28 protein-coding genes and 1 pseudogene are annotated in these 24,885 nt (G+C 62.6%); 19 read left to right on the top strand and 10 right to left on the bottom strand.

Features of this window, described 5'->3' with window-relative positions; translation table 11 throughout:
- Positions 1-6: 6 nt before the first annotated feature.
- The gene (locus AAGW05_RS04265; RefSeq protein ID WP_411803239.1) at positions 7-849 is read right to left on the bottom strand and encodes a hypothetical protein; all 843 of its coding nucleotides are present in this window, start codon (positions 847-849) and stop codon (positions 7-9) included.
- Between the two features lie 3 nt (positions 850-852).
- On the bottom strand, positions 853-1,656 hold the full coding sequence (locus tag AAGW05_RS04260) for an exodeoxyribonuclease III (RefSeq protein ID WP_411803238.1): 804 nt from the start codon (positions 1,654-1,656) through the stop codon (positions 853-855).
- Positions 1,657-2,288: 632 nt separating this feature from the next.
- Between AAGW05_RS04260 and AAGW05_RS04255 the strand changes: the two genes are divergently transcribed.
- The 3 genes from AAGW05_RS04255 (at position 2,289) to AAGW05_RS04245 (ending at position 5,379) form a co-directional block, all read left to right on the top strand.
- Positions 2,289-3,557 carry a quaternary amine ABC transporter ATP-binding protein gene (locus AAGW05_RS04255; protein ID WP_411803480.1) on the top strand — a complete coding sequence of 423 codons (1,269 nt, stop codon included), beginning with the start codon at positions 2,289-2,291 and terminating at the stop codon, positions 3,555-3,557.
- A gap of 2 nt (positions 3,558-3,559) precedes the next feature.
- The gene (locus AAGW05_RS04250; protein ID WP_411803237.1) at positions 3,560-4,414 is read left to right on the top strand and encodes an ABC transporter permease; all 855 of its coding nucleotides are present in this window, start codon (positions 3,560-3,562) and stop codon (positions 4,412-4,414) included.
- Between the two features lie 74 nt (positions 4,415-4,488).
- Complete coding sequence (locus tag AAGW05_RS04245) at positions 4,489-5,379, top strand: glycine betaine ABC transporter substrate-binding protein (protein WP_411803236.1); 891 nt, start codon at positions 4,489-4,491, stop codon at positions 5,377-5,379.
- A gap of 127 nt (positions 5,380-5,506) precedes the next feature.
- Here AAGW05_RS04245 and AAGW05_RS04240 read toward each other — a convergent pair whose 3' ends face one another.
- Both AAGW05_RS04240 and nadE read right to left on the bottom strand, forming a co-directional pair.
- Entirely contained in the window at positions 5,507-7,243 is a 1,737-nt protein-coding gene (locus AAGW05_RS04240; protein WP_411803235.1) for an AMP-binding protein, read from the bottom strand.
- Between the two features lie 95 nt (positions 7,244-7,338).
- On the bottom strand, positions 7,339-8,160 hold the full coding sequence (gene nadE / locus AAGW05_RS04235) for an ammonia-dependent NAD(+) synthetase (RefSeq protein WP_411803234.1): 822 nt from the start codon (positions 8,158-8,160) through the stop codon (positions 7,339-7,341).
- Between the two features lie 62 nt (positions 8,161-8,222).
- On the opposite strand from nadE, the gene pyrE reads away from it, so the two are divergent.
- The gene (pyrE, locus tag AAGW05_RS04230) at positions 8,223-8,786 is read left to right on the top strand and encodes an orotate phosphoribosyltransferase (protein WP_411803233.1); all 564 of its coding nucleotides are present in this window, start codon (positions 8,223-8,225) and stop codon (positions 8,784-8,786) included.
- Between the two features lie 348 nt (positions 8,787-9,134).
- A complete protein-coding gene (locus tag AAGW05_RS04225) occupies positions 9,135-9,761 on the top strand; it encodes a thymidine kinase (protein WP_411803231.1) in 627 nt (208 codons plus the stop codon).
- 180 nt (positions 9,762-9,941) lie between these two features.
- Here the strand turns inward: AAGW05_RS04225 and AAGW05_RS04220 are convergent, their stop codons facing one another.
- Positions 9,942-10,736 carry an HAD-IIA family hydrolase gene (locus tag AAGW05_RS04220; protein ID WP_411803230.1) on the bottom strand — a complete coding sequence of 265 codons (795 nt, stop codon included), beginning with the start codon at positions 10,734-10,736 and terminating at the stop codon, positions 9,942-9,944.
- Positions 10,737-10,828: 92 nt separating this feature from the next.
- Between AAGW05_RS04220 and AAGW05_RS04215 the strand changes: the two genes are divergently transcribed.
- The 4 genes and pseudogenes from AAGW05_RS04215 to AAGW05_RS04200 all read left to right on the top strand — a co-directional run bounded on the left by AAGW05_RS04215 (position 10,829) and on the right by AAGW05_RS04200 (position 13,066).
- Entirely contained in the window at positions 10,829-11,497 is a 669-nt protein-coding gene (locus tag AAGW05_RS04215) for a TrmH family RNA methyltransferase (RefSeq protein ID WP_411803229.1), read from the top strand.
- Between the two features lie 94 nt (positions 11,498-11,591).
- Positions 11,592-12,284 (top strand): annotated as a pseudogene (locus AAGW05_RS04210) (protease pro-enzyme activation domain-containing protein).
- Positions 12,285-12,890, top strand: coding sequence for a hypothetical protein (locus AAGW05_RS04205; protein ID WP_411803228.1), 606 nt, complete (start codon positions 12,285-12,287; stop codon positions 12,888-12,890).
- Positions 12,887-13,066, top strand: a complete 180-nt coding sequence (locus AAGW05_RS04200) for a hypothetical protein (protein ID WP_411803227.1) — start codon at positions 12,887-12,889, stop codon at positions 13,064-13,066. Before AAGW05_RS04205 ends, AAGW05_RS04200 begins: the two co-directional genes overlap by 4 nt.
- A 4-nt stretch (positions 13,067-13,070) precedes the next feature.
- Here AAGW05_RS04200 and AAGW05_RS04195 read toward each other — a convergent pair whose 3' ends face one another.
- Positions 13,071-13,202 (bottom strand): hypothetical protein, encoded by a 132-nt coding sequence (locus tag AAGW05_RS04195; RefSeq protein WP_411803226.1) that lies wholly within the window; start codon positions 13,200-13,202, stop codon positions 13,071-13,073.
- A 56-nt stretch (positions 13,203-13,258) separates the two neighbouring features.
- Here AAGW05_RS04195 and fbaA point away from each other — a divergent pair, with 56 nt between their 5' ends.
- Both fbaA and AAGW05_RS04185 read left to right on the top strand, forming a co-directional pair.
- Positions 13,259-14,281 carry a class II fructose-bisphosphate aldolase gene (fbaA, locus tag AAGW05_RS04190; protein ID WP_411803225.1) on the top strand — a complete coding sequence of 341 codons (1,023 nt, stop codon included), beginning with the start codon at positions 13,259-13,261 and terminating at the stop codon, positions 14,279-14,281.
- 1 nt (position 14,282) lies between these two features.
- Positions 14,283-14,708, top strand: a complete 426-nt coding sequence (locus AAGW05_RS04185) for a DUF3151 domain-containing protein (protein ID WP_411803224.1) — start codon at positions 14,283-14,285, stop codon at positions 14,706-14,708.
- 79 nt (positions 14,709-14,787) lie between these two features.
- On the opposite strand, the gene AAGW05_RS04180 is transcribed toward AAGW05_RS04185, so the two are convergent.
- The 4 genes from AAGW05_RS04180 to AAGW05_RS04165 form a co-directional block, all read right to left on the bottom strand.
- The gene (locus AAGW05_RS04180) at positions 14,788-16,431 is read right to left on the bottom strand and encodes a DHA2 family efflux MFS transporter permease subunit (RefSeq protein ID WP_411803223.1); all 1,644 of its coding nucleotides are present in this window, start codon (positions 16,429-16,431) and stop codon (positions 14,788-14,790) included.
- Positions 16,432-16,543: 112 nt separating this feature from the next.
- Positions 16,544-17,344 (bottom strand): SDR family oxidoreductase, encoded by an 801-nt coding sequence (locus AAGW05_RS04175; protein WP_411803222.1) that lies wholly within the window; start codon positions 17,342-17,344, stop codon positions 16,544-16,546.
- 1 nt (position 17,345) lies between these two features.
- A complete protein-coding gene (locus tag AAGW05_RS04170; protein ID WP_411803221.1) occupies positions 17,346-17,900 on the bottom strand; it encodes a MarR family winged helix-turn-helix transcriptional regulator in 555 nt (184 codons plus the stop codon).
- Entirely contained in the window at positions 17,893-18,639 is a 747-nt protein-coding gene (locus AAGW05_RS04165; RefSeq protein ID WP_411803220.1) for an SDR family NAD(P)-dependent oxidoreductase, read from the bottom strand. The genes AAGW05_RS04170 and AAGW05_RS04165 overlap by 8 nt, the downstream gene beginning before the upstream one ends.
- A 326-nt stretch (positions 18,640-18,965) precedes the next feature.
- On the opposite strand from AAGW05_RS04165, the gene AAGW05_RS04160 reads away from it, so the two are divergent.
- From AAGW05_RS04160 to AAGW05_RS04125, 8 genes are all read left to right on the top strand, one after another.
- Entirely contained in the window at positions 18,966-20,258 is a 1,293-nt protein-coding gene (locus AAGW05_RS04160; protein ID WP_411803219.1) for an adenylosuccinate synthase, read from the top strand.
- Between the two features lie 146 nt (positions 20,259-20,404).
- Positions 20,405-21,211, top strand: a complete 807-nt coding sequence (locus AAGW05_RS04155) for a carbon-nitrogen hydrolase family protein (RefSeq protein WP_411803218.1) — start codon at positions 20,405-20,407, stop codon at positions 21,209-21,211.
- A 63-nt stretch (positions 21,212-21,274) separates the two neighbouring features.
- Positions 21,275-21,787: an SUKH-4 family immunity protein gene (locus AAGW05_RS04150; RefSeq protein ID WP_411803217.1), complete on the top strand. Its 513-nt coding sequence runs from the start codon at positions 21,275-21,277 to the stop codon at positions 21,785-21,787.
- Between the two features lie 31 nt (positions 21,788-21,818).
- A complete protein-coding gene (locus AAGW05_RS04145; RefSeq protein ID WP_411803216.1) occupies positions 21,819-22,235 on the top strand; it encodes a CoA-binding protein in 417 nt (138 codons plus the stop codon).
- A gap of 40 nt (positions 22,236-22,275) precedes the next feature.
- Complete coding sequence (locus tag AAGW05_RS04140) at positions 22,276-23,187, top strand: polysaccharide deacetylase family protein (protein ID WP_411803215.1); 912 nt, start codon at positions 22,276-22,278, stop codon at positions 23,185-23,187.
- A gap of 59 nt (positions 23,188-23,246) precedes the next feature.
- Complete coding sequence (locus AAGW05_RS04135) at positions 23,247-23,861, top strand: dihydrofolate reductase family protein (RefSeq protein WP_411803214.1); 615 nt, start codon at positions 23,247-23,249, stop codon at positions 23,859-23,861.
- Positions 23,858-24,271 carry an MmcQ/YjbR family DNA-binding protein gene (locus tag AAGW05_RS04130; RefSeq protein WP_411803213.1) on the top strand — a complete coding sequence of 138 codons (414 nt, stop codon included), beginning with the start codon at positions 23,858-23,860 and terminating at the stop codon, positions 24,269-24,271. Before AAGW05_RS04135 ends, AAGW05_RS04130 begins: the two co-directional genes overlap by 4 nt.
- Positions 24,252-24,827, top strand: a complete 576-nt coding sequence (locus AAGW05_RS04125; RefSeq protein ID WP_411803212.1) for a DUF1990 family protein — start codon at positions 24,252-24,254, stop codon at positions 24,825-24,827. The genes AAGW05_RS04130 and AAGW05_RS04125 overlap by 20 nt, the downstream gene beginning before the upstream one ends.
- The last annotated feature ends 58 nt before the right edge of the window (positions 24,828-24,885 follow it).

Here is a 24,885-nt window from a genome sequence, read left to right as displayed (position 1 = left end):
GTTTGTTCAGCTGGCGCGGGCGAGCTGGCGGACCGGCATCCAGCGGTTGGCCAGCCGGCGGTAGGCCGCCGCCGCACCCGTGAAATCGCCGTCGGCCAGGCATTGCAGCCCCATGTGCACATCGGCGGGGGAGTCGTCGGGGTGCACCCGGTTGGCCACTGTGCCGTAGTCGAGTTCAACCACACCCGCCTCATTGAAACCCGACAGCCAGCTCCCCAAATCCGCAAGCTCCGCAAACAAGTCAAGGTCGGGGGCCATCTCTGCGAGCATCCGCAGCGTCCGTTCGATCCTGCCCACGGCACTCGACACCGGGACCTGGATGCGCACCGTCAGGATCCGGCCGGACGACTCCACCACTTCCATGCGGTCATTGGCATAGACCAGCACAAACCAGCTAAACGGGATGCCCCATGTGGACGACCTCGTCTGCAGCGGCATTTCCACGTGCGGCCCGGCCGCGGCGCGCTCAAGGTTCACCGTCCACTCGGCCTGTGACAAGACAAGGCTGGCCAGTTGCTCCATGGTGCCTGTGGCAAGGTCGGCCGCACTGGCGATTGACCTCGCGACCACCTGGTTGGGCGCGTACAGCAATGGCTCGTCCTCGCCCATGGTGAGTACGCGAACCCGGTCCCCGCCCGCCGTCGGAAGCGGATTGGGCAGAAGCCTTGTGACCCGGCCCAGCGAGTCGGCAAGTTCGCCCGCGTCCACGCTGATGGCGTTTTGTTCAGGTTCCATCCGGCTCTCAAGGTAGGCGAACTCGGCAGTGGAGTATGCCTCACGGGGCAGGTATACGCGCAGGCTGGAGACAAATGGGAGCTGCACCCCGCCCAAGTACAGCCCTCCAGCCATGGGTCAGCCCAGCTCCACCATCACGGGTGCGTGGTCCGAAGCGCCCTTGCCCTTGCGTTCCTCGCGGTCAATCTCCGCGGCGCTCACGCGTGCGGCAAGCGACGGCGAGGCCAGTACAAAGTCAATGCGCATGCCTTCCTTTTTGGGGAAGCGAAGCTGTGTGTAATCCCAGTACGTGTAGACGCCCGGGCCCGGGTGCAGGGGACGGACGACGTCGGCAAAGCCTGCCGCTTCAAACGCCGAGAACGCTGCCCGCTCGGGTTCGCTGACATGGGTCAGCCCTTGGGTGCGAAAGAAATCAATGTCCCACACGTCGTCGTCCTGGGGCGCAATGTTCCAGTCGCCCATGAGCGCGATCTGGGCATTGGGGTCCTCGGCCAGCCAGCCGGTGGCCTGGTTCTTCAATTCATCGAGCCACCGCAGCTTGTAGGGCATGTGTTCGTCCTCAAGGGCGCGGCCGTTGGGCACGTACAGGCTCCAGATGCGCACGCCGTTGCAGGTTGCCCCGATGGCCCTGGCTTCCTGGACGGGGTCCTTGCCGCCCTTGCCGAATGCGGGCTGGTTTACGAAGGTGCGTTCCACATCCGTCAAGCCAACGCGGGAGGCGATGGCTACGCCGTTCCACTGGCTGAACCCAAAGTGGGCCACTTCGTAGCCGTTGTTTTCAAAGAGTTCCCAAGGGAAATTCTCGTCCTTGCATTTGGTTTCCTGGATGGCCAGAACATCGGCGTCGGTCCGGCGCAGCCAGTCCTCCACACGGTCGGCACGGGCACGCAGGGAGTTCACATTCCAGGTAGCAATCTTCACATATCAAAGCTATCAAGTTAAGGCCGTGAAAGCGTGGACCGGCTGATGCACGTCCCGGGCACGGCCCGGGCCAACTGTGGGAAGAGACTCCACAAAACTGGCCTGCAGGGGACCATTAGGTTGCCTAGGGTTACGAAAGTGTAACTCTCGCCTCGTCCCGTCAACGCTGTGGGATGGGGGTGTATGCCCCGAGTTTGAGGCTCAAAATGGCCACAATTCCGCCGATAGCGAAATTGTGTTTGTTAGCGTTGAGGGCGAACCAGTAAACCGACAAGCCTGCGGGCAACTGCCACAATCCGTGATGAGGATGACGAATCATCCTCTCCGGGACTGCGGCAGCCAGACACAGGCCGTCCAACTGGCGGCAGGGATAGCTTCCCGTTCCTCACCGTGTTTTGGCGGGGCCGTCTTTCCTCGCTGCCCCGGCCGGGGCGTGCGGGGAAGCGAAGAGTTTGACGCGTACCAACGCCTGCAGCACGAGATGACCAACCGCGTTCGTCCGGCCCCACAGCTTTAAGCCGTGGGGTCCGAACTGGCGCGTAGATGGGTACTACGTGTACGAATTCACGAAAGACGAAACGCAGACACAGCGCGTTTCGCCGGATTTTGAGCGCCCAAACGTTGAAAATGACGTGGCGCTGAGTGTCCGCAATGTATACAAAATTTTTGGCAAGCGCCCCGCCGAAGTCATTAAAAAGCTGAAGGCCGGCAAGAAGCGCGACGAGTTGACAGCACTAGGGACTGCAGCCGTCATCGATGCCTCGTTCGAAGTCAAAAAAGGCGAAATTTTCGTCGTCATGGGCCTCTCCGGCTCAGGCAAGTCCACGCTGATCCGCACCCTCAACGGGCTGTGGGCGCCGACCCAGGGCTCTGTGGTGGTGGGCGGGACCGACATCTCCAAGGTCAGCGACAAGGAACTGCGCCGTGTCCGCCAGCAGAAGATCTCCATGGTCTTCCAGCACTTCGCTCTCATGCCGCACCGCACTGTGGTTGAAAACGCCGCCTACGCACTCGAGGTGCAGGGCGTGGCCAAGGCCGAGCGGACTGCCCGTGCGGAGAAGATCCTCTCTCTTGTGGGCCTTGAAGGATGGGGCGCGAAGTACCCAGGGGAGCTTTCCGGTGGAATGCAGCAGCGCGTGGGCCTGGCCCGTGCACTGTGCGCCGAGACCGACATCCTGCTTATGGATGAGGCATTCTCGGCACTTGACCCGTTGATCCGCCGCGAAATGCAGGAGCAGCTGGTGCTCTTGCAGTCCGAGCTGGACAAGACAATTGTGTTCATCACCCATGACCTGAACGAGGCCATGTTCCTTGGTGACAGGATCGCCGTCATGCGTGACGGTGAGATCGTGCAGATCGGCACCCCGGATGAAATCCTCACCAGCCCGGCCAACGACTATGTGGCCGCGTTTGTGCAGGACGTGGACAGGACCCGTGTGCTCACAGCCGGTGGCGTCATGGAGCCGCCGCTGGCCGTGGTCAACCTCTCCGGAGGCCCCCGCAACGCCCTGCGCACCATGCGTGACCTGCAGGTGTCTGCCGCGTTCGTGGTGGACCGCCGCCGCAACTACCTGGGCACGGTGCGCGACCGCGACGTCATGAAGCAGGTTGAGCTGCGCAGCTCCGACCTGAACGCCGTTGTCCGCAATGGCATTGAACCGGTCAGCCCGGACACTGCCCTGAACGACCTCTTTGGGCGTGCCGTGGAAAGCCCGATCCCGCTGCCCGTGGTGAACGACGCCGGACGGCTCGTAGGTGCCCTGCCAAGGGTCACGCTGCTGGCCGCCCTGGGCAACGTGCCCTCCACCACCAGTGAGTTCCCCGTGGTGGATGCCCCTGTGGCACCCATCCCGGAACAAGTTGTGACCGCCGCGCTGGCGAAGACCGAAGGAGACGCATAGTAGTGGAACCGACATTTAGGATCCCGCTGGGCGAATGGGTTGAGGTTGGCCTTAACTGGCTGACCACCACCTTGGATGGCCTGTTTGTCTTTATCCGGACAGTTCTTGTCGGGGCCTACGACGGACTCGACCTGCTGCTGACGACCCCGCCGTTCTGGGTCATCATCGTGGTGTTCGCCGCCATTGCCTGGTGGGCAAGCGGCTGGAAGCTTGGCGTAGGAACATTGCTGGGCTTCGCCGTGGTGGTTGGCCTGAACCAGTGGGAGAACGCCATGCACTCGCTGGCTCTGGTGCTCATTGGCACTGTTGTTGCAGTGGTGATCAGCATTCCGCTGGGCATCTGGGCGGCCAGTTCTGACCGGGCGTCATCCGTCATCCGGCCCGTTCTGGACTTCATGCAGACCATGCCCGCCATGGTTTACCTGATCCCGGCTTTGGTCATGTTCCGGGTGGGCGTGGTCCCGGGTATCATCGCCACCATTATCTTCGCCATGGCCCCGGGCGTGCGTTTCACCGAGCTGGGCATCCGCGGCGTGGACAAGGAAGTGGTGGAAGCCGGCCATGCCTTTGGCTCCAGCCCGACACGAATCCTGTTCCAGATCCAGCTGCCGCTGGCCAGGCCCACCATCATGGCCGGCGTCAACCAGGTCATCATGCTTTCGCTGTCAATGGTTGTCATCGCCGGCATGGTCGGCGCACCGGGCCTGGGCTCGGAAATCGTCAAGGCGCTGAACCGCATTGATGCCGGGTTGGGCTTTGAGGCAGGCATTGCCGTGGTGATCGTGGCAATCTTCCTGGACCGCGTGACGGCCAGCTTCGGCAAGAAATCTTCCGGCAAGACCGGGCGGAACGCCTAAGCGCGTTCGCAAACAGCTGTACAAACCAATCGCGGCAGCCACACCTTTTGGGCTGCCAATGAAAGGAATGAATCATGAAGAAGAAATTTTTGGGTGCCGTTGCCATGGCAGCGACGCTGGCGCTGGGCCTGAGTGCCTGCGGCACAGGCTCCGAGGCGGCAAAGCTGGAGAACGGCGATAACAAGGACCTCTCGATTGCCGTCTTCAACGGCTGGGACGAGGGCGTTGCTGCCAGCGAGCTGTGGAAGGCAATCCTGGACGAGAAGGGCTACAACGTCAACCTCGATTACGCCGACGCGGCCCCCGTATATTCCGGGTTGTCCACTGGCGACTACGACGTGTCCCTGGATACGTGGCTGCCCATCACCCACAAGAGCTATATCGAGCAGTACGGCGATAAGATCGTTGACCTGGGTGTATGGAACGACGACGCCAAGCTGACGATCGCCGTCAACGCCGATGCCCCCATAGATTCCCTTGATGAGTTGGCAGCCAATGCGGACAAGTTCGGCAACAAGATCATCGGCATCGAGCCCGGCGCAGGCCTGACCGAAACCACGGCCGACAAGGTGATCCCCGGGTACGGCCTGGACAAGATGGACTACATCACCTCCTCCACACCTGCCATGCTCTCCGAGCTGAAGACGGCCACCAGCAAGGGCGAGAACATTGTTGTCACCCTGTGGCGCCCGCATTGGGCCTACGACGCCTTCCCTGTCAAGGATCTCAAGGACCCGAAGGGCGCCCTGGGCGATGCCGAGAGCCTGCACAGCTATTCACGTGTTGGCTTCGAGACGGATTATCCCACCGTCAACGGCTGGTTGAAGAACTTCAAGATGGATTCGGACAAGCTGAACTCATTGGAGAATGCCATGTTCAGTGACGGAGCCAAGGATAACTACACCGAAGTTGTCAAGAAGTGGATCGGCGAAAACCAGGACTACGTGACTTCACTGACCGCATAGCCCGCCCGCCCCGTCAGACGCTCGGTTACTTTTTGCTGGTTTTTTGGAAACGCTCCGTCACCTTGTGATGGAGCGTTTCCCATTTATCGACGATATGTAACCGAGCGTTTTTGGAACACGGGGTGGTTCAGCTGCCCGCGGGGAAGTCGGATTCCAGGTATTCGTGGCCAAGGCCGGCCTGCGTCGGCCCGCTGCCGTGACGAACCTCCTCGTTGGCACGCAGCTCCACCCGGCGGATCTTTCCCGAAATGGTTTTGGGCAGTTCTGCGAACTCCAGGCGGCGGATCCGCTTGTAGACGGGCAGGTGTTCGCGGCAGTACGCAAAGATTTCCCGGGCCGTCCCCTCGTTCGGTTCGTAGGAACCCGCCAGCACCACGTAGGCCTTGGGCACGTTCAGGCGCAGGTCATCAGGTGAGGGAACGACGGCGGCCTCCGCCACTGCCGGGTGCTCCAGCAGCACGCTCTCCAGCTCGAAGGGGGAAAGCCTGTAGTCGGAGGACTTGAACACATCGTCGCTTCGGCCAACATAGGTCAGAATCCCGTTTTCGTCCCGGCTCGCCACATCGCCGGTGTGGTAGTAGCCGCCGCGGAAGGCCTCCGCCGTCTTCCCTGGGTCCCCGAAGTAGCCCTTCGTGAGCCCCACGGGGACGGGGTCCAAACGCAGGCACAGCTCGCCGTCGTCAGCTTCCTTGCCCGTGAACAGGTCCACAAGGACCACGTCGTAGCCCGGCAGCGGGCGGCCCATGGAGCCGATCTTCACGGGCTGGCCTGGGGTGTTGGCGATCTGCACGGTGGTCTCGGTCTGGCCGAAACCGTCGCGGATGAGCTGTCCCCAGGCGCGCTCGACCTGGCCGATGACCTCCGCGTTGAGCGGCTCGCCGGCGGAAACGACCTTGGTGGGCGGATTTTTTAGAAGCGTGAGGTCGGCCTGGATGAGCATGCGCCAGACCGTGGGAGGGGCGCAGAAGCTGGTGACGTGTTCCTTGTCCATCTGCTCCATGAGGGCGGCGGCGTCGAAACGCACGTAGTTGTAGATAAACACGCAGGCCTCGGCGATCCACGGCGTGAAAACGTTCGACCAGGCGTGCTTCGCCCACCCCGGTGAGGCGACGTTCAGGTGCACGTCGCCGGGTTCCAGGCCGATCCAGAACATGGTGGAGAGGTGGCCCACCGGGTACGAGGTGTGCGTGTGCTCCACAAGTTTCGCCTTGGACGTTGTGCCGGAGGTGAAGTAGAGCAGCATTGTTTCGTCGGCCAGGGTCGGGGCGTCGGGTGTGAAATCCGTCGGGGCAGAAGCCGATTCCGCGTAATTCAGGACGGGGCGGCCGGCCGCAGCTTCAAGCGTGCCAGCCGCGCCATCGCCGACGCAGGCCAGGGTGTAGCGGCCCGGGACGCCGGCGAATTTCGGGGCGTCCTCGGCACGCGCGCACACCCACTGGGCTGCACCGCGCTCGACCCGGTCCCGCAGGTCGGCCGGGCCCATCATGGTGGTCGTGGGGATCATGACCACGCCCAGTTTGATGCTTGCCAGCATCAGTTCCCACAGCTCAACCTGGTTGCCGAGCATGATGATCATGTGGTCACCACGTTGGATTCCCTGGCTGCGCAGCCAGTTGGCCACCTGGTTGGACTTGAGGGAAAGGTCCTTGAAAGTGCGCCGGGTGGACGTGCCGTCCTGTTCCACAATGACAAGCGCGGGGTTGTTGGCTGTGGCCGGGTCCCTGGCAATCGCATCGACCCAGTCGAGGGCAAAGTTGAACTCGGTGAAGCGGGGCCAGGTAAATTCCTTTTGGGCGCGGGCGTTGTCCATGCGCATTTCAAGGAGACTGTCGCGGGCCGTGCGGAACTCTTCAGTGACGTTCATGGTGTCCACCTCTCGGCGTCATTGCCGGTAGTTGATTTACCTTGAATATACGCCCGGGGCCCGTGGTGGGTGTGCAGTGGCGCGGCCGCGGACGGTTACTTCCACCAGGTATCGAGCAGCGACACGGGGACGGTGCGCTTGTGCCGGCTCTGGCGGAAACGGCGCTCAATCGACTCCGCTGCGGCGTCGGGGATGCTCTTCCCCTCGAGGTAATCATCGATCTCCTCGTAGGTGATGCCGAGCTCGTCCTCGTCCGTGCGGCCGGGGACGCCGTCGAGCAGGTCAGCCGTGGGAACCTTGTTCCAGAGTTGTTCCGAGGCGCCCAGAACCTTCAGGAGCTCACGGTTTTGTCGCTTGTTGAGCGTGTACAGCGGCAGGATGTCAGCGCCGCCGTCGCCAAATTTAGTGAAGAATCCGGTGACAGACTCGGCCGCGTGGTCGGTGCCGATGACAAGCAGGTTGTCGTGGCCGGCCAGCGCGTACTGGGCGATCATGCGGGAGCGGGCCTTGATGTTTCCCTTGTTGAAATCCGAAACATTCCCGGCGTTGGTCTTGGCGAACGCAGCCTCAAAGCCGTCGACGGCAGGGGCAATGTTGAAGGTGGATTCGGTCTTCGCATTGATGAACTCCAAGGCCTTTTGGGCGTCATCCTCGTCATGCTGGACGCCGTAGGGGAGACGGACGGCAATAAAGTTCGCGTCGATGCCTTCCTCTGCCAGTTCCTCGACGGCCAGCTGCGCCAGGCGCCCTGCAAGCGTCGAATCCAGTCCGCCGCTGATGCCAAGCACAAAGCCGCGAGTGCCTGTTGCCTTGAGGTAATCCTTCAGGAAGCTCACGCGCCGCGTGACCTCCGCTGCCGGGTCAATTCTGGGCTGGACGCCGAGTTCAGCAATGATCTGTGCCTGTAGTTCGCGCATGTGATCAGCCTATCGCGTGCGTGTTTCGGTGGTGTTGCGTGCTCCCAATTACAATGAAACCCATGACCTCCACTCTTGCCGCTGACCGCGCCCGCCTGCTAGAACTCGTCAAGGATCTCGCCGTTGTTCGCGGCAAGGTGATCCTCTCCTCGGGCAAGGAAGCCGATTACTACATCGACCTGCGCCGCATCACCCTCCACCACGAGGCTTCCCGCCTCGCCGGCCGCGTCATGCTGGCACTGCTTGACGACGCCGGAATCGACTTCGAGACCGCCGGCGGCCTGACCATGGGCGCAGACCCTGTCGGCACGGCCCTGATGCACGCCGCCGGTGATGCCGGCCGCGCCATCGACGCGTTCGTGGTCCGCAAGGCACAGAAGTCCTACGGCATGGGTCGCCAGGTTGAAGGCCCCGGTGTTGACGGCCGCAAGGTTGTCGTCCTGGAAGACACCTCCACCACAGGCGGCTCCGCCCTGACAGCCGTTGAAGGCGTGCGCAGGGCAGGCGGCAACATCCAGGCCGTCGCCGTGATCGTTGACCGCGACACCGGCGCCAAGGAACGCATCGAAGCCGAAGCCAACGTTCCGTACCTGTTCATCTTCGGCAAGGACGAACTCGGCCTGTAGTCCCCACGCCCTCCCTAAGAAAGCCGCTGGCGCGACTTTCTTGGGGCCCTCGGGCGCGTGGGCCCACCCACGCCCTCCCTACGAAAGCCGCTGGCGCGACTTTCTTGGGTCCCTCGGGCGCGTGGGCCCACCCACGCCCTCCCTAAGAAAGCCGCTGGCGCGACTTTCTTGGGGCCCTCGGGCGCGTGGGCCCACCCACGCCCACCCACGTGCTCCTGCCTAAAAACGGCGAGGGTGCCCTGGTGGTGTGTCTTAATAAACTGCTGAGAATTCCATCATAGAATGTGGGCCTGACACCGGACAGGTACAGGGCCCACAGCTTTTTGGAACAGCTGAAAGGAACTGTCCTTGGCAAAGCTTTACTTCCGTTACGGCGCCATGAACTCCGGCAAGTCGACCGGGCTGTTACAGGCGGCCTTCAACTATGAAGAGCGCGGCCAGCGGGTGCTGCTGACGAAGCCCGGGGTGGACACCAAAGGGGAGACTTCCATCGTTTCACGGTTGGGTGTCAGCCGTGAGGTGGACTTCGTCATCCCGCCCGATGCCGACGCCCGGAGAGTGTTTGCCATGCACGCTCGCGGCGACGACCCCGATGCGCTGCTCGAGCACGTCGACCAGGCGCCCGTGGCCTGCCTCCTGGTGGACGAAGCCCAGTTCCTGAGCCCCGAGCAGGTTGATGACCTCTTCCGCATCGCCGTGCTGGACGGGGTCCCGGTCATTGCCTACGGCATCCGTACAGACTTCCGCACCCGTGCCTTCCCCGGGGCTGCCAGGTTGCTTGAAATCGCCCACGCGCTGGAAGAGCTGAAGACCATTTGCCGCTGTGGCCGGAAAGCCCTCTTCAACACCCGCAAGATCGGCGACACAGTCGTGTTCGACGGCGAACAAGTCGCCATCGAGGGTGCCGAGGTCTGGTACGAATCGCTCTGCGGCTCCTGTTACCTGGAAATATCCGGGGGACAACTGGGTCCCTGAGCCCGGATTCGTCTGGACCGGGAAAGAACCATGAAAAGCGGCCGGAGTGGACCTTCGAGGGCTGCGTGGTTCATGGTAGCGGCGCGGCTGCATCAGCGGCACGGGAGCCGGGTGTTAAACACAAATGGTTGTCCGGGAGCCAAAGCCCCCGGACAACCATTGTGTGCTCAGGTGCCTGGCTTAAAGGAGGTCGAGTAGGTCGGCAACAGAGTCCAACGCCTGGTTCGGGCGGAACGGGTAGGCGTCGATATCCTCGGGCTGGGTGATGCCCGTGAACACCAGAACCGTGTGCAGCCCGGCCTCCATGCCCGCAATGATGTCGGTGTCCATGCGGTCGCCGATCATCGCCGTCGTCTCCGAATGCGCCTGGATGCGGTTCATGGCCGAACGGAACATCATGGGGTTCGGCTTGCCCACAATGTACGGTTCGCGGCCAGTGGCCTTGCTGATCAGGGCGGCCACTGCGCCCGTCGCCGGGAGCGGCCCTTCGCTGGAGGGGCCGGTGGCGTCGGGGTTCGTGCAGATAAAGCGGGCGCCGTCGCCGATGAGCCGAATGGCCCGGGTGATGGCCTCAAAGGAGTAGGTCCGGGTCTCGCCGAGGACCACATAGTCGGGGTCCTGGTCGGTGAGGATGAAGCCTGCCTCGTGCAGCGCCGTCGTCAATCCTGCCTCGCCAATGACGAAGGCGCGCCCGTGCGGCATCTGCGACTTCAGGAATTGGGCGGTCGCCAGGGCCGAGGTCCACAGGTTTTCCTCCGGGATCTCCAGCCCTGATGCACGCAGGCGGGCGGCGAGGTCACGCGGGGTAAAGATTGAGTTGTTGGTGAGCACCAGGAAGCGTTTGGAGGTGGCGACCCAGCGCTCGATCAGCTCAGCGGCCCCGGGCACCGCCTTGTTTTCATGGACCAGCACGCCGTCCATGTCGGTGAGCCAGCATTCGATGTCGGCGGGCTCGCGGTGGTTTAGCTTGGTCATTGCTCTCCTTCGGGGCGCTGTATCAGGTGTCCAGTCTTGCAGAGAATGTCGCTGGGGCCCGATACCTGCGCGCATGTGCGTAAAGTTGGACGGTGAGTAAAATCGGTGAAAATTCTGCCCCTGACGCCCCCGAGTACGTGGAAACGCACCATGAAGTGGGCGTCGGTCCTTGGGAAGGCGAGCTCCCGGAGGGCGACCACTGGGATCCTGAGCTGCTGGCCGAGGGCGACCGCCGCAACGTCCTGGATGAATACCGGTACTGGACCATGGAGGCGATTGTTGCCGAATTGGACACTCGGCGCCACGATTTCCACGTGGCCATTGAAAATTGGCAGCATGACATGAACATCGGCACCGTCGTGCGCACGGCCAACGCGTTCCTGGCCAAGGAGGTCCATATCATCGGACGACGGCGGTGGAACAAGCGCGGCGCGATGGTCACCGACCGCTACCAGCACGTCCGCCACCACCCCACAGTTGAAAATTTTGTGGCCTGGGCGGAGGGCGAAGGCTTGGCGATTATCGGCATCGACATCTTCCCCGACTCCGAACAGCTCGAAACATATGAGCTGCCCCGCAACTGCGTCCTCGTGTTTGGCCAGGAGGGTCCGGGCCTGAGCGACGAGGTGCACGCCGCGGCGCGGACCACCTTGTCCATCGAGCAATTCGGCTCCACCCGATCCATCAACGCGGCCTCGGCGGCCGGCATTGCCATGCATGCCTGGATCCGCCGGCACGTGTTCGACCAGCGGGTGCAATAAAAACCTTCGATCCATAGCTTCTGCCCAGCCTCATAGCCAGCAAAACACAGCGGTCTAGGCTCGGCAGTGTGCGGGCGCACGGGGCGCCTGCCCGGTGAAGGATCTCTGTCGATCTTGGCGCGACGGCAGCCACGGGCGCCCCGCATCCCCTGACACCGCGTATCCCGGCGGTGTTCCTAGTGGGGCGCAACTGGCAAACAATGAGGGCGCCGCAGCGGCGGATGCAACTGTCGAAGGGGAAATTTACTTTCAACTCCGGGACCTCAGGGGCGCGCAGGCGCTGGCCACGGCAGTCTCGACACCCGGAGACCGCAGCTATGGGCAGTGGCTTTCGCCCGCCCAGTGGATCGGCAAGTATCTCCCGGCCTGAAGGTTCTACAATTCGGTGGTCAACTACCTCAAGTTGCAGGGAATGGTCATCAGCGGGGTGCCTGAGAGCCGCCTGTTTGTGGTGTTTCGCGGCACCGTCGCCCAGCTGAACGCTGCCTTCGACGCCCAGCTCCACAATGACGACTTCAAGGGCGCCACTTTGGTTTGCCCGTCCAAGGCGCCGACCCTGCCAGCAAGTAATACTGCACCGGTTGCCGGGGTCTTTGTTGATCAGGGCAGCCTGCTGACGCGCCCGAACTACGTCTCTCCCGACGACGGCACCCAGCCATCGCCGCAGGCACGCAGTACCAGGCCGCCGGCACCAACAGCCGCCTGCTCAAACTCCTTGGGGCAGTACAGCGATACGGTTCCGAGCGCCTACGGCAAGACGAGCTATCCGACCTACCTGTGTGGTTAAATGCCAAGCCAGATCAACTCGGCCGACGGCAGGGCTGACCTGACGAAGTCAGACCACGGTTACAGCGCACCTGCCGACGGCCGGGGACAAACCGTGGCGATCATTGACGCCTATGCATCCCCACCATGCTCTCGGACATTAACACCTGTGCGGCGGACCCAGTGGATGGCAGCCCGAACAGGCCTCCGACGTGGCCTCGGTCCATGGCACGGCCCCGGCAGCAACGGCGCCTATGTTTCGCCCGTGCCGGGAACGGACTTCCAAGGAGGAGCCGGCGGTGGCGTAAGCGCCGTTTTTGCCCAGCCGGCCTACCAGAAGGGCGTGGTGCCCAACTCGCTGGCCCATGGCATGCGTGTCATGCCCGACGTCTCCACGCTGGCGGATTACTGCCCGGGCTATGTCATCGGCATCAGCCCCATCAACAATGACAGCACGTTGATCACCGACCCGTTCACGGTCCATACATCTGGTGGCACGTCCCTGGCCGCACCATTGTCCGCCGGGCAGATGGCCGTCGCACAGCAGGTCAGCGGCAGAACTCCCGGCTTCGCGACCCTGGCATCTACTCCACGAGTCGACACCAGCCCGGAACGTTCACCGATGTGACACAGCCGCGCACGCCGAAGGCGCTGGCGTTCACGCGACCCAGCGACGGCAAGAAGTATTTGGTCTCGATGAACCTTGACACGTCCCTGACCACCACCCAGGATTACGACAACGTCACGGGCATCGGGAGCATGAACTATGACTTCGCGCTGGCCATCAGCTGGCACGGGAGGTAAACAACTAGCGCTTTCGGCGGACCCCGGCACTGAAGTGCGCGGGTCCGTCGTCGTGCGTGGCCACAGTCCAAAAACTGGGCAGTAGCGACGCGAACTTCGCTGCTGTGAAGGCAATCGCTAGGATGGAAGCAGCCATGCGGGAGGCGGTCCGTTGATCGCCTCTTTACACCGTTCAGCCCAGAGGAGCTCTTAATGCCCATCGCTACACCGGATAAGTACGCCGAAATGATCGACCGCGCCAAGGCTGGCGGCTTCGCCTACCCCGCGGTCAACGTGACTTCTTCCCAGACCCTGAACGCAACCCTGCAGGGCTTCGCCGATGCCGGCACCGACGGCATCATCCAGGTTTCCACCGGTGGCGCGGCCTACTGGTCAGGCGCGGGTGTCAAGGACATGGTTGCCGGTTCATTGGGCTTCGCAGCATTCGCGCGCGAAGTGGCCAAGAACTACCCGATCAACGTTGCCTTGCACACCGACCACTGCCCCAAGGACAAGCTGGACGGCTTTGTGCTTCCCCTCTTGGAAGCCTCCGAGGCAGAAGTGAAGGCCGGCCGCGACCCGATCTTCAACTCCCACATGTGGGATGGCTCGCATGAAACCCTCGAAGAGAACCTGCGCATTGGCCGCGAACTGCTGGCCCGCACCCACGCCGCCAAGATGATCCTTGAAGTTGAGATCGGGGCTGTTGGCGGCGAGGAAGACGGCGTCGAAAACGCCATCAACGACAAGCTGTACTCCACCATCGAAGACGGCCTGGCCACGGTTGCGGCGCTGGGTTCGGGCGAATACGGCCGCTACATCACTGCACTGACCTTCGGCAACGTGCACGGGGTGTACAAGGCCGGCAACGTCAAGCTGCGCCCGGAGATCCTGAAGGAAATCCAGGCCGCCGTTGGTGCCTCGATCGGCAAGGAAAACCCCTTCGATTTGGTCTTCCACGGCGGTTCGGGCTCCTCGGATCAGGAAATTGCCGACGCCGTGTCCTTCGGTGTCATCAAGATGAACGTCGACACTGACACCCAGTACGCCTACACCCGTCCGGTGGTCGACCACATGTTCACCAACTACAACGGCGTCCTGAAGGTCGACGGCGAAGTTGGCAACAAGAAGACCTACGATCCCCGCGTTTGGGGTGCAGCGGCTGAAAAGGGCCTGGCAGCACGCGTCGTCGAGGCTGCACAGCAGCTGGGCTCCGCAGGCAAGACGTTCAAGTAACATGAGCGACGAATTCCGCCGGAACCTTCTCGGCCCGGAGCCCACACTGCTCCCGGTGGAGGAGGACGTAGTTGCGCGTCTGGACGCGGGGGACGAAGCCGTTGATTTGGCTGCTGCGCATCCCACGTCTTCGCTGTTGTGGGCCATTCTGGCTGACGAGGCCTATGCGGAGGGCCGGACCATCGAGTCCTACGCCTACGCACGCACCGGCTACCACCGCGGCCTTGACGCACTGCGCCGCAACGGCTGGCGCGGCACCGGCCCTGTGCCGTACTCGCACGAGGGAAACCGCGGTTTCCTGCGCGCGTTGTACGCCCTGGGCCGCGCGGCCGGTGTCATCGGCGAGTCCGATGAAGCTGCACGCATTGCCACGTTCCTGAACGACTCCGATCCGTTGGCAACTGCCGCGATCGAGGCCGCGCTGTAATCCCCAGCGACAAAAATGACGCCGCTTGCGGTTTTCGACACCGTTAGAACGGTGTCGGAAACCGCAAGCGGCGTCATTTTTAGTTTTCGGCCGTCTTTCGCGAGGCTGCTGCAACGAAGAATGAGCCGAGCAGGCCAATGAACAAGAACCCTGCTGCGGCTAGGACGGAGGCGCCTGCCGCCTGCGCGAAGCCGCTTGAAAGTGCGTCAACAGCCGCAGGTCCGGCATCGCCCAGCGGGCCGTGGGTGCCCAGCTGGGCCAGGTGGGAGATGACGCCGCCGGCCGAGTCGCGCAACTGCACCGACAAGGTCTCCACCTGGTTCGAGGGAAGGCCCGGCACCGCCGTAAGCAGTTTGGTGCTGCTCGAAACTGCATAGTGTGCCAGCACGCTGCCCATGATGGCCGATCCCAAGGCCGAACCCAACTGCCGGACAGTGCTTTGCGTGGCGGATCCCTGGCCCGAAGCGGCCGTGGGGATGTCGGCCAGGACCGTGCCCGTCAACTGCGCTGAAGCTAACCCCAGACCCAAACCGTAGATGACAAGCAGGGCTGCGATGAGCCAGACTGAAGTGTTGGCCGTGATCAGCAGGCCAAGGACAAGCAGGCCGACGCTCTCCAGGGCAAGGCCGATGATGACCACGTTGGGCGGACCCATCCGCGCGGCCAAATGCCTGGCCGAAGCTCCCGAGAAGAACGCGCCCAGGGCCATGGCTGCCAGGACAAAACCAGCGTTGAGGGTGCCCAGGCCAAGGACGTTGATGAGATAGAGCGGCAGTACCAGCAGCAGGCCGAATTCGCCGATGGCCACCATGGCAGCGACCGAGTTGCCCCAGGAAAAGGTCCGCACACGGAACAAGGTGAGGTCCAAAATCGCTGACCGGTCGATCCTTGAGCGGTGCTTTTCCCACAGTAGGAACGCGGCCAGCAGAACAATGCCCGCGGCCAATGTCAAGGGCACAACGGATATGGCGGCATCGGCGGGCCAGCTGAAGGGTCCAAGGTCAAGTGCGTCCCTCGCGGCCCACCAGCCCAGCGAAGGTCCCTCAATCAGCGCAAAGACCATCAGGCCGAATCCGGCCGCACTCAACAGCAGGCCAAGGATGTCCATCCCGGCCTTGTTGTTGGGTGACTTCGTCTCGGGGACGAAAACCACGGCTCCCACCAGGACGGCGATACCCAGCGGGATGTTCACCATGAAGATCCACTGCCAGGCAAACGACGACGTCAGCCAGCCTCCCAGCAGCGGCCCGATGGCCGCCACGCCGGAGATGACGGCGCCCCAGATGGCGAACGCCGTGGTCCTGTCCTTGCCGAAGAACGTGGAATTCACGCTCGAAAGCGTTGCCGGCAGTACGGCCGCACCGCCCACTCCTTGAAGGACGCGGCTGAGAATCAGCCCGTTGGCGTCGTGCGAGAGGGCGGCCAAGATGCTGCCTGCCATGAACAACACAACGCCGATGATGAACAGCTTCCGGCGCCCGAACCTGTCGCCCAGGCGCCCGCTTGTCAGCAGCAGGGCGGCCAAGACCACCGAGTACAGGCTGTTGACCCACTGTGCCTCGTTCAGGTCAAGGTGGAGGTCCTCAATGATCGTTGGCAGGGAGACGCCAACGATGGTGCCGTCGATGACGATCATGGATAGGCCGGCGGCCAACACGCCGAGGCCTGCCCACTTGTTGCGGGAAGCGCCCGTCGGGTTTGTACTGTCGTTTATCTGCTCCATGTCTTCAAACTATGTCCGCACAGGGGCAAAATCATCAACCATCTAGTTGATTGGACCACCCGTGTTTGGCCGTTTGGGCGGTTGCACACGGGCGGCCGGTTGGGAAGGGGGATTAGTCCCAGATGTTGTCCCCACGCAGCGAAGCGTCGGCGCCACCGTCGGTGTAGATGGTCTGGCCCGTGGTGTGTGTGTTCTCTTCGCTTGTCAGCCAGGCCAAGAGGCGAGAGATGACAACGGCGTCGGAGTGATAGTTCAGCGGCATGGGTACGTGGGAATCCACCATGGCCCGGCCTTCCTCGGTGGCCAATAGCTGTGTAGTCATGGGGGAGATCACGGTGCCGGGAGCCACGGCGTTCAGCGGGATTCCGGCCCCTGCCCAGCGCGGTGTGATGGATTCGCGACGCACCCAGCGGCTCAGTGCCCGCTTGCTGGAGGGGTAATTCAGGTAGCCCGCTTCGGGGCCCTTCTCTGCCAGTGCGGTTCCGATGGCCACGGCTGCGGTTTCATCGCCTGAGAGCAGTGCCTCAACGAGTTCGGGGGAGTTCGCCTGCAATGATGCCATGGAACTAACGACGGCGGCGCGGGGGTTTGGGCTCTTGGCCAGAGTGGGTGCCAGGTGCTCGAGGAACTCCGTCACACCGAAGTAGTTCACGCGCACGGTCAAGGGGATCGGTGCGGAGATGCCTGCGCAGGCGATGACCGCGTCAACGCTGCCATTGGCAAGTTCGACGGCCTTGGCGGCTGCAGCGGCGCGGCCTGCTGAGGTACTCAGGTCGGCCTCAACCTCGGCGCCCTTCAAGTCAACGCCAATGACGTTCTCGCCGCGTTCGCGCAGCAAGGCTGCCGTGGCGGCGCCGATGCCTGAACCGGCTCCGGTGATGATGTAGCTGCGGGGTGTTTTTGCCTCGGTCATGTCAGTGTTCCTTATGGTTGTTTTTTTTGGTTGAATTCGCAGCAGTGGCGGGCCCCAGCCCTGCCGAGAAGGTAATGGTGGAGCCCTCAAATTTCTTGAGAAGCCTGACCAGATCCAGCCTGTCCGTTGTGTCCCAGCCGCGCAGCAATTCCTCCACGAGACCGGCCCCTGCCCGGACGAGGGCCACGGCAATTTTCTTGCCCGGAGCTGTCAGTTCCAGCAGTTGTGCCCGGGCATCGCTTGGATCAGGAATGCGCTGCAGGAGACCGGCTGCCGTGAGCCGGGCGGAGATCTTGGAAATGTTCGATGCCCCGGTCATCATCTCCGCAGCAAGGTAGGACGGTCGTTGGGGTCCGTCCTTGGAAAGAATCGTGACCATGGTGATGGCTCCGGGATCGAGCTCAACCCCTTCACGGGCAGCAACAGCCGTCATGAAGTCTGGGGCGGTCCATGCACTGAGCACCCGGGTCAGTGTGGCGATCAACGCCGCACTGTAGTCGGTGTCCGGTTCGTGGGCGCCGGGATCGTTGTCGTCAGGGACCCACTCCTTAGGCATGGACGGTGCCGCCATCAACGGGAATTACCACACCGGTGATGAAGGATGCTTCGTCGGAGAGCAGCCAGGCGACGGCATTGGCGATTTCCGCCGGCTGGCCCAGGCGCTTCATGGGAACCCCGGCAGCGTAGCCGGCACGAGCCTCTTCGGGGAGGGATGCAAGTGCGGCAGTCTCGATGGGGCCGGGAGCGACGGCGTTGACCCGGATACCCTTGTCGGCGTTTTCCATGGCAACACTGCGAGTCAGGCTCACCACGCCGTGCTTGGCAGCACCGTACGGCGTCAGCATGGCGGTCGAGGAGAGGCCGGCAACCGAGGCTGTGTTGACGATGGCGCCACCGCCGTTGGCCAGGAAATGCGATACCTGCGCCTGCATGGACAGGAATGTTCCGCGTAGCGTGACAGCCATGACGCGGTCCCATTCGGCCAAGGTGACGTCCTGAACAGGCTTGGGCATGGCGCCGATCCCGGCGTTGTTGGCAGCAAGGTCCAAGCGGCCGAAGGTGTCCAGGGTGAAGGTAATGAGGGCCTTGACATCATCGGGATCGGCCACATTTGCGTGCATGTAGGCCGCGCGCCCACCTGCGCCCGTGATGGCTTCGACCACGGCCTGGCCCGCTGTGTCATTGACGTCGGAGACCACCACTGCGGCACCCTCGGCGGCGAGTCGGAGGGCGATGGCCTCCCCGATCCCTGCACCTGCTGCGGTTACAAGGGCCACTTTATTTTCAAACATCATGTCGGCCTACTTTCCTCGAGGGACTGGACGGAAGCCCCATTTAGTGTCCTGAGGACAGTGTAGCACTTAGTTTCCTTGGGACACTAAAAATCTGTCATGTATTTATGACCTGGCCACGCCCGGCAGTGTAGTGCCGAATGTGCGACTGCGGGGGCGGTGAAGTAAACTTGCGGGGTAAGACCCCCTTGGCCATATGCCTATCCGCAGTACCTATGGGATTAGGCAGGTGGTTCCCAAGGGGCATTTTCGTGTCCGGACGCTGTACGGCGGAACAACCGCCGAATTCTGCAGGTCCGGCTCAACTTATGAGCAAGGGGGAGGGTCCCATGCCAGCAATCGTAATCGTCGGCGCCCAGTGGGGTGACGAAGGTAAAGGCAAGGCCACAGATCTTCTAGGTGGTTTGGTCGACTATGTGGTGAAGCCCAACGGCGGCAACAACGCCGGGCACACCGTCGTCGTAGGCGGTGAGAAGTATGAGCTCAAGCTCCTTCCGGCCGGCATTCTGAGCCCCAATGCAACACCCATCATCGGCAATGGCTGCGTGGTAAACCTCGAGGCACTGTTTGAGGAAATCGAAGGCCTTCAGGCTCGCGGTGCGGATACGTCCAAACTACGCATTTCAGCCAACGCCCACCTGGTTGCCCCGTACCACCAGGTGCTGGACAAGGTCACGGAGCGTTTCCTGGGCAGCCGCGCCATCGGCACCACCGGCCGCGGCATCGGTCCGGCCTACATGGATAAGGTGGCCCGACTGGGCATCCGCGTCCAGGACCTCTTTGACGAGTCCATCCTGCGCCAAAAAGTGGAGGGGTCACTCAAGCAGAAGAACCAGCTGCTCGTGAAGGTGTACAACCGCCGTGACGTGGAAGTGGACGAGGTTGTGGAGTACTTCCTCAGCTTCGCCGAGCGTGTCCGTCCCATGATGATCGACGCAACCTACGTGCTGAACGAGGCACTTGACCGCGGCGAAGTCGTACTCATGGAAGGCGGCCAGGCCACGTTCCTTGACGTCGACCACGGCACCTACCCGTTCGTCACCTCCTCCAACCCGACCGCCGGTGGCGCGTCGGTTGGCTCGGGCATCGGCCCCACGCGCATCACCCGCGCAGTGGGCATCATCAAGGCCTACACCACCCGTGTTGGCGCCGGCCCGTTCCCCACGGAACTCTTCGACGAAATGGGCATCTACCTGCAGAAGACTGGCGGCGAGTTCGGTGTCAACACCGGCCGCCCCCGCCGCTGCGGTTGGTACGACGCCGTCCTGGCCCGCCACGCTTCCCGCGTCAACGGCTTCACGGACTACTTCGTCACTAAGCTCGATGTCCTCACGGGCATCGAATCCATCCCTGTCTGCGTTGCCTACGACGTTGACGGCGTACGCCACGACGAAATGCCGATGACGCAGACCGAATTCCACCACGCGAAGCCGATCTTCGAGTACTTCCCGGGCTGGACTGAGGACATCACAGGTGCCCGCACCATGGAGGACCTGCCCGAAAACGCGCGCAATTACGTGCTCGCTCTCGAGGGCATGTCAGGCACCCGGCTCTCCGCGATCGGCGTGGGCCCGGCCCGCGACCAGACGATCGTGCGCCACGACCTGATCAACGGCATCTGACATAACCCGGCTTGACCGGGCACCAAGGCAGGGACGACGGCGGAACCCAGGTTCCGCCGTCGTCCCTGCCTTTTTGCGCGGGTCAAGAACGTCGGGTCACGGACTAGGCTGGTTGCACAGAATATCCATCGGAAGGACCCACGGCCATGAAAGTCAGTGTTGGACAGTTCAATCCAGGCGGGGACGTTGCAGAGAACCTGGCAACCATGCGCAAGCTCAGTGCAACCGCGGCCCAGGACGGCAGCAAGTTGATCCTGTTCCCCGAGGAGGCCATGTTCTCGGTGGGGCGGGTGGATGGCGACTTTGCCGCCGCCGTCGATGGCCACTGGACCACTTTTGTGCAGGGCCTGTCCCTGATTGCCGCCGACACAGGGATCGCCGTCATCGCCGGCGGCTACGAATCAAGCGGTGAAAGCCGGCCCTACAACACAGTCGTCGCCGTGGATGATGTCGGGGCGATCCTGGGCACGTACAGGAAACTGCACCTTTACGACGCCTTTTCCTACAAGGAATCCACCCGGATCAAGCCAAGCGACAGGGCCATCACCGTGGTGGAGGTTGGCGGCTTCACAGTGGGCATCATGACCTGCTACGACATCCGCTTCCCCGAACTGGCCCGCGCCCTTGTCGACTCCGGTGCCGACCTGCTCAGCGTTTCCGCTGCCTGGTTCAAGGGCGAACACAAGGTGGAGCACTGGGAGACGCTGTTGAAGGCCCGGGCCATCGAAAACACCTGTTGGGTGGCAGCCGCAGGGACCTCAAGCAGCCACTGCATCGGCCATTCGGCCATCCTTGACCCCATGGGGATCCCCGTTGGCTTCCTCAACGACGAGGCCGAAGGCGTTGCAACTGCCGACGTGACACACAGGCGAATCGAAGAAGTCAGGGAGTTCCTGCCCGTGCTGCTCAACCGCCGCTTCGAAAACAGCCACGTGGTGCTGCCGGCCGAATAAAAGTCTCCGTTGACGCACGATGCTGGCTGTGATTACTGTCAGAACTAAGGGCAGGAGGAAATCATGAACGACGCCAGAATTTGGTCGGTATTGGAAGGGCTCTATCCGGCTGGGTTGGAGGACGTGCCCCTCGACGGGCAATGGCTCAAGCCACCGTTTGCCGATGACGCCAGGGGTCGTGCGATTGTCTGCAACGACGGCGATTTTCAGTTCGTGGTTGTTGACCGCAACAGCTCCGCCATGCTTTACGTCTGCGAAGACGAGGAAACACTTATTACCTCCTCCCTTGACACCCTGCCGGCTATTATTGCCGCCTGGGGTTCCATCGACAGGGACACCGTGGGGCCTGAGGACGACGAGGACTTTTCAGAGGTCAAGAAATCCTTCCAAACCCAGTTGCAGGCCTTGGATCCCGCGGCGGCGGCCCCCAATGAGTTTTGGGCCGCGTACACCGAAGAGCTCACCAACGCGGACTACGTGGACATCGACGACGTGCCCGAAGAGGACGTTGAACCGGAACCGGACTCCGGGGACAACGACCGCCCCACGGTCGAGGACTCCTACGTGATTGCCTGAATGGTTCCATGTTTTGGATTAGGCTTTCACCATGGCCAAAATTAATGACCCGCAGGTGATCCGTCGGCTGTTGACGACCCCTAGCCGCTGGGCAGTTGTGGGACTTTCCAACAACCCGCTGCGCCCCGCCGTTGGCGTTTCGTTGTTCCTGCAGCAGCACCTCGGCCATGAAATCATCCCGGTAAGCCTCAAGGGCGACGACGTCCACGACGCCAAGGGTTTCAAGACACTGGCTGAGATCCCCGGTGCCGTCGACGTCGTGGACTGCTTCGTCAATTCCGCCAAGGTCGGTGCCGTCGTTGACGAGGCCATTTCCATCGGGGCGAAGTCAGTCTGGCTGCAACTGGGTGTTGTTGACGAGGAAGCCGCCCAGCGGGCCCTGCTCGCCGGGCTCGAGGTGGTCATGGACACCTGCCCCAAGATCGAAGCGGCAAGACTGGGCCTGTAGGCCGCCGGTCCGCTCGCATTTCAATCCTCTGAAAGAAGCCATGCCCCGTCATCTTGACCTTTCCCGCAAAAACGGCCGCCTGATAGGGCTGTTGACACTGGTGGTGGCAGTCGCGCTCGTGGCAACCGGCATCTGGTGGTTTGTTTCAATACCTGCACCCTCGGATGCGACCGGCACAGCCGCGACCGCCAACACTGCCACGTCGGCAAGTACCCCGGCGAAAGTCGGTACGACGGCGCCAACGCAGGTTCCGGCGTCGAGCCCGTCTCCCAGCCCGACTGCCAGCGCACCCGCCATTAATCCTGTCACCGGGCGCGTGGACACCTTGGACGGGCTTGTCCCCGACTACGTCCTGCCGCCCATCGAAGGCGGCCTGGCCCCCGTCCTGACAAAGGTGCCCACCGAACAAAAAGTGGTGTTCCTGACCATCGACGACGGCGCCGTGAAACGCGAATCGGACCTGGCCCTGCTGGAGCAGAACGGCATCAAGGCATCGCTGTTCCTGGCCCACGCCTTCATCGCGGAAAACGCGCAGTTTTTCAAGAAATACACCGCCGCCGGGCACCTGATCGAGGACCACACCATGACCCACAATCTGGGCTTCATCAGGCTCAGCTATGAGGAGCAGAAGGCCGAAATCTGCGGCATGGCGGATTTTGAGGAGCAGCAGTACGGGCGCCGGCCCGTGTTCTTCCGGCCACCGGGGGGGCCCTACACCCAGGCAACCCGCCAGGCCGTGGCTGCGTGCGGCCTGAAGGCGATCATCGATTGGGAATCCAAGGCAAACGCCGGCGGCATGGACTACCAGGTGGGTGCGGCCCTGCGCCCGGGGGACATTGTCCTGATGCATTTCCGTCCTGAGTTCCCCGCTGATCTTGCGGCCTTCATGAAGGCGCAAAAGGCGGCAGGGCTCAAAGTGGTGCTGTTGGAGGATTATCTTGCCACCAAATAGCCCGGACGCGGTAGTGCGGGCCCGTGCCGGCATGACGCCCACCGGGTAGCGTTGGATCCATGACGCGAATTGTTTACTACACAGCGGCGACGTTGAACGGATTCCTGGCGGACTCAAACCACTCGCTAGACTGGCTCTTTGCCGTGGATGACGCCGAAGGCCCCGATATTGGCGCTTTCATGGACGCCATGGGCGTGTTTGTGGAAGGCTCATCCACTTATGAGTGGGTCCTGAAGGCTGAGAACCTGCTGGCCGAGCCGCACAAGTGGCAGCAGTACTACGGCGCCAAGCCCACGTATGTCTTCACCTCCCGAATATTGCCGGTGCCCGAAGGCGCAGACGTCCGCTTCGTCAGCGGAGCGGTGGCCGATGTACTGGAGGAGATCAAGGCCGCAGCAGGCGAGCTGGATGTCTGGGTTGTCGGCGGCGGCGACCTGGCTGGCCAGTTCCTTGATGTGGGGGCCCTGGATGAACTGTTCATCACCCTCGCGCCGGCAGCGCTTGTGTCAGGGGCACCGCTGCTGCCGCGCAAGGTGGGGGCCGATCGGTTGACGCTGCGCTCCGCCAGCCAACAGGGCCAGTTTGCGGTCCTCAACTACGAAGTCCTGAACCCCGACGTTTTCGTTGTGCCCGGTGCGGGAGCCGCAGGTGAGGATGCCGGGGAGCCGCAGTGAGCATCAGCGCAGCTACCTTGCGTGCCGCGGCCCTGGCGTTGACGGGTGCCTACGAGGACTTCCCGTTTGGCCCGCACACCAGCGTCTTCAAGGTCAAGGCGCCAAGTGGCGGTGGCGCGGAACGCGCCGGCAAGGTGTTCGCGCTGGGCAACCTTGACCTCTCGCCGCTGTCAGTCAGCTACAAGTGCGACCCCGAACTGGCCCCGGCACTGCGTGCGGCAAACCCCGGAATCATCCCGGGCTACCACTTGAACAAAAGGCATTGGAACACCGTCGACACCTCCAGCGTGGAGACACAAATGGTGTTGGACATGATGGAGGATTCCTATGACCTCGTCGTGTCCGGCCTGCCCAAAAAACAACAAGAAGCCCTGAAATGGAGTGCACACGTTGTCAAAAGCCAACCGTGAAACCCTTGATTATCCCTGCCTGGGGCTCACGCGCCTTGTGGCGCAAAAACCCGCGGATCCGTCGCACTGGCCCAAGGGCTTTGGCTACGTGGACAAGACCTTAGCGGTGGGCAACGGCTCCGAATCGTTTGTCTCGCTTGCCGAAGGAATCATGACGTGGCAGATCCAACGCGGCGCAGGCCTGAGCGTCAGTGCGCCGCCGCGCGCAGTCGTCGGGGCACGCGTTGTGAGTGGATTTGGCGTGGGTAAGTTGCGCCTCCCCGTGCCCTGCGAAGTGGTCTGGGCGCTTGAGCCCCAGATGATGGCAGGTCCAGACGGGCGGGAGGTTGAGATTGCAGGCTTCGGCTATGGCACCCTTCCCGGACATCCGGCCCTCGGCGAGGAAGCTTTCATCGCCATGAAGATGCCCGACGGCGGCGTGTACTTTCGACTGCTGGCCTTCAGCAGGCCTGCGGGATTGATTTATGCCTTGGGAGCCCCCGTCACACGGCTCACCCAGGCGGGTGTGACCCGTTCATACCAGCATGCGGCTCGCTTGCTCGCCGGTGGCTTCTAACGGGCTGTGCCCGGTGCATCCCTTGCACCGGGCACAGTCCTTATTCATTGGGTTGCTT

The sequence above is a fragment of the Arthrobacter sp. LAPM80 genome, assembly GCF_046736435.1.
GTDB lineage: Bacteria > Actinomycetota > Actinomycetes > Actinomycetales > Micrococcaceae > Specibacter.
The sequence above is the reverse complement of the archived record's forward strand: the minus strand, read 5'-3'. Positions and strand labels throughout refer to the sequence as shown.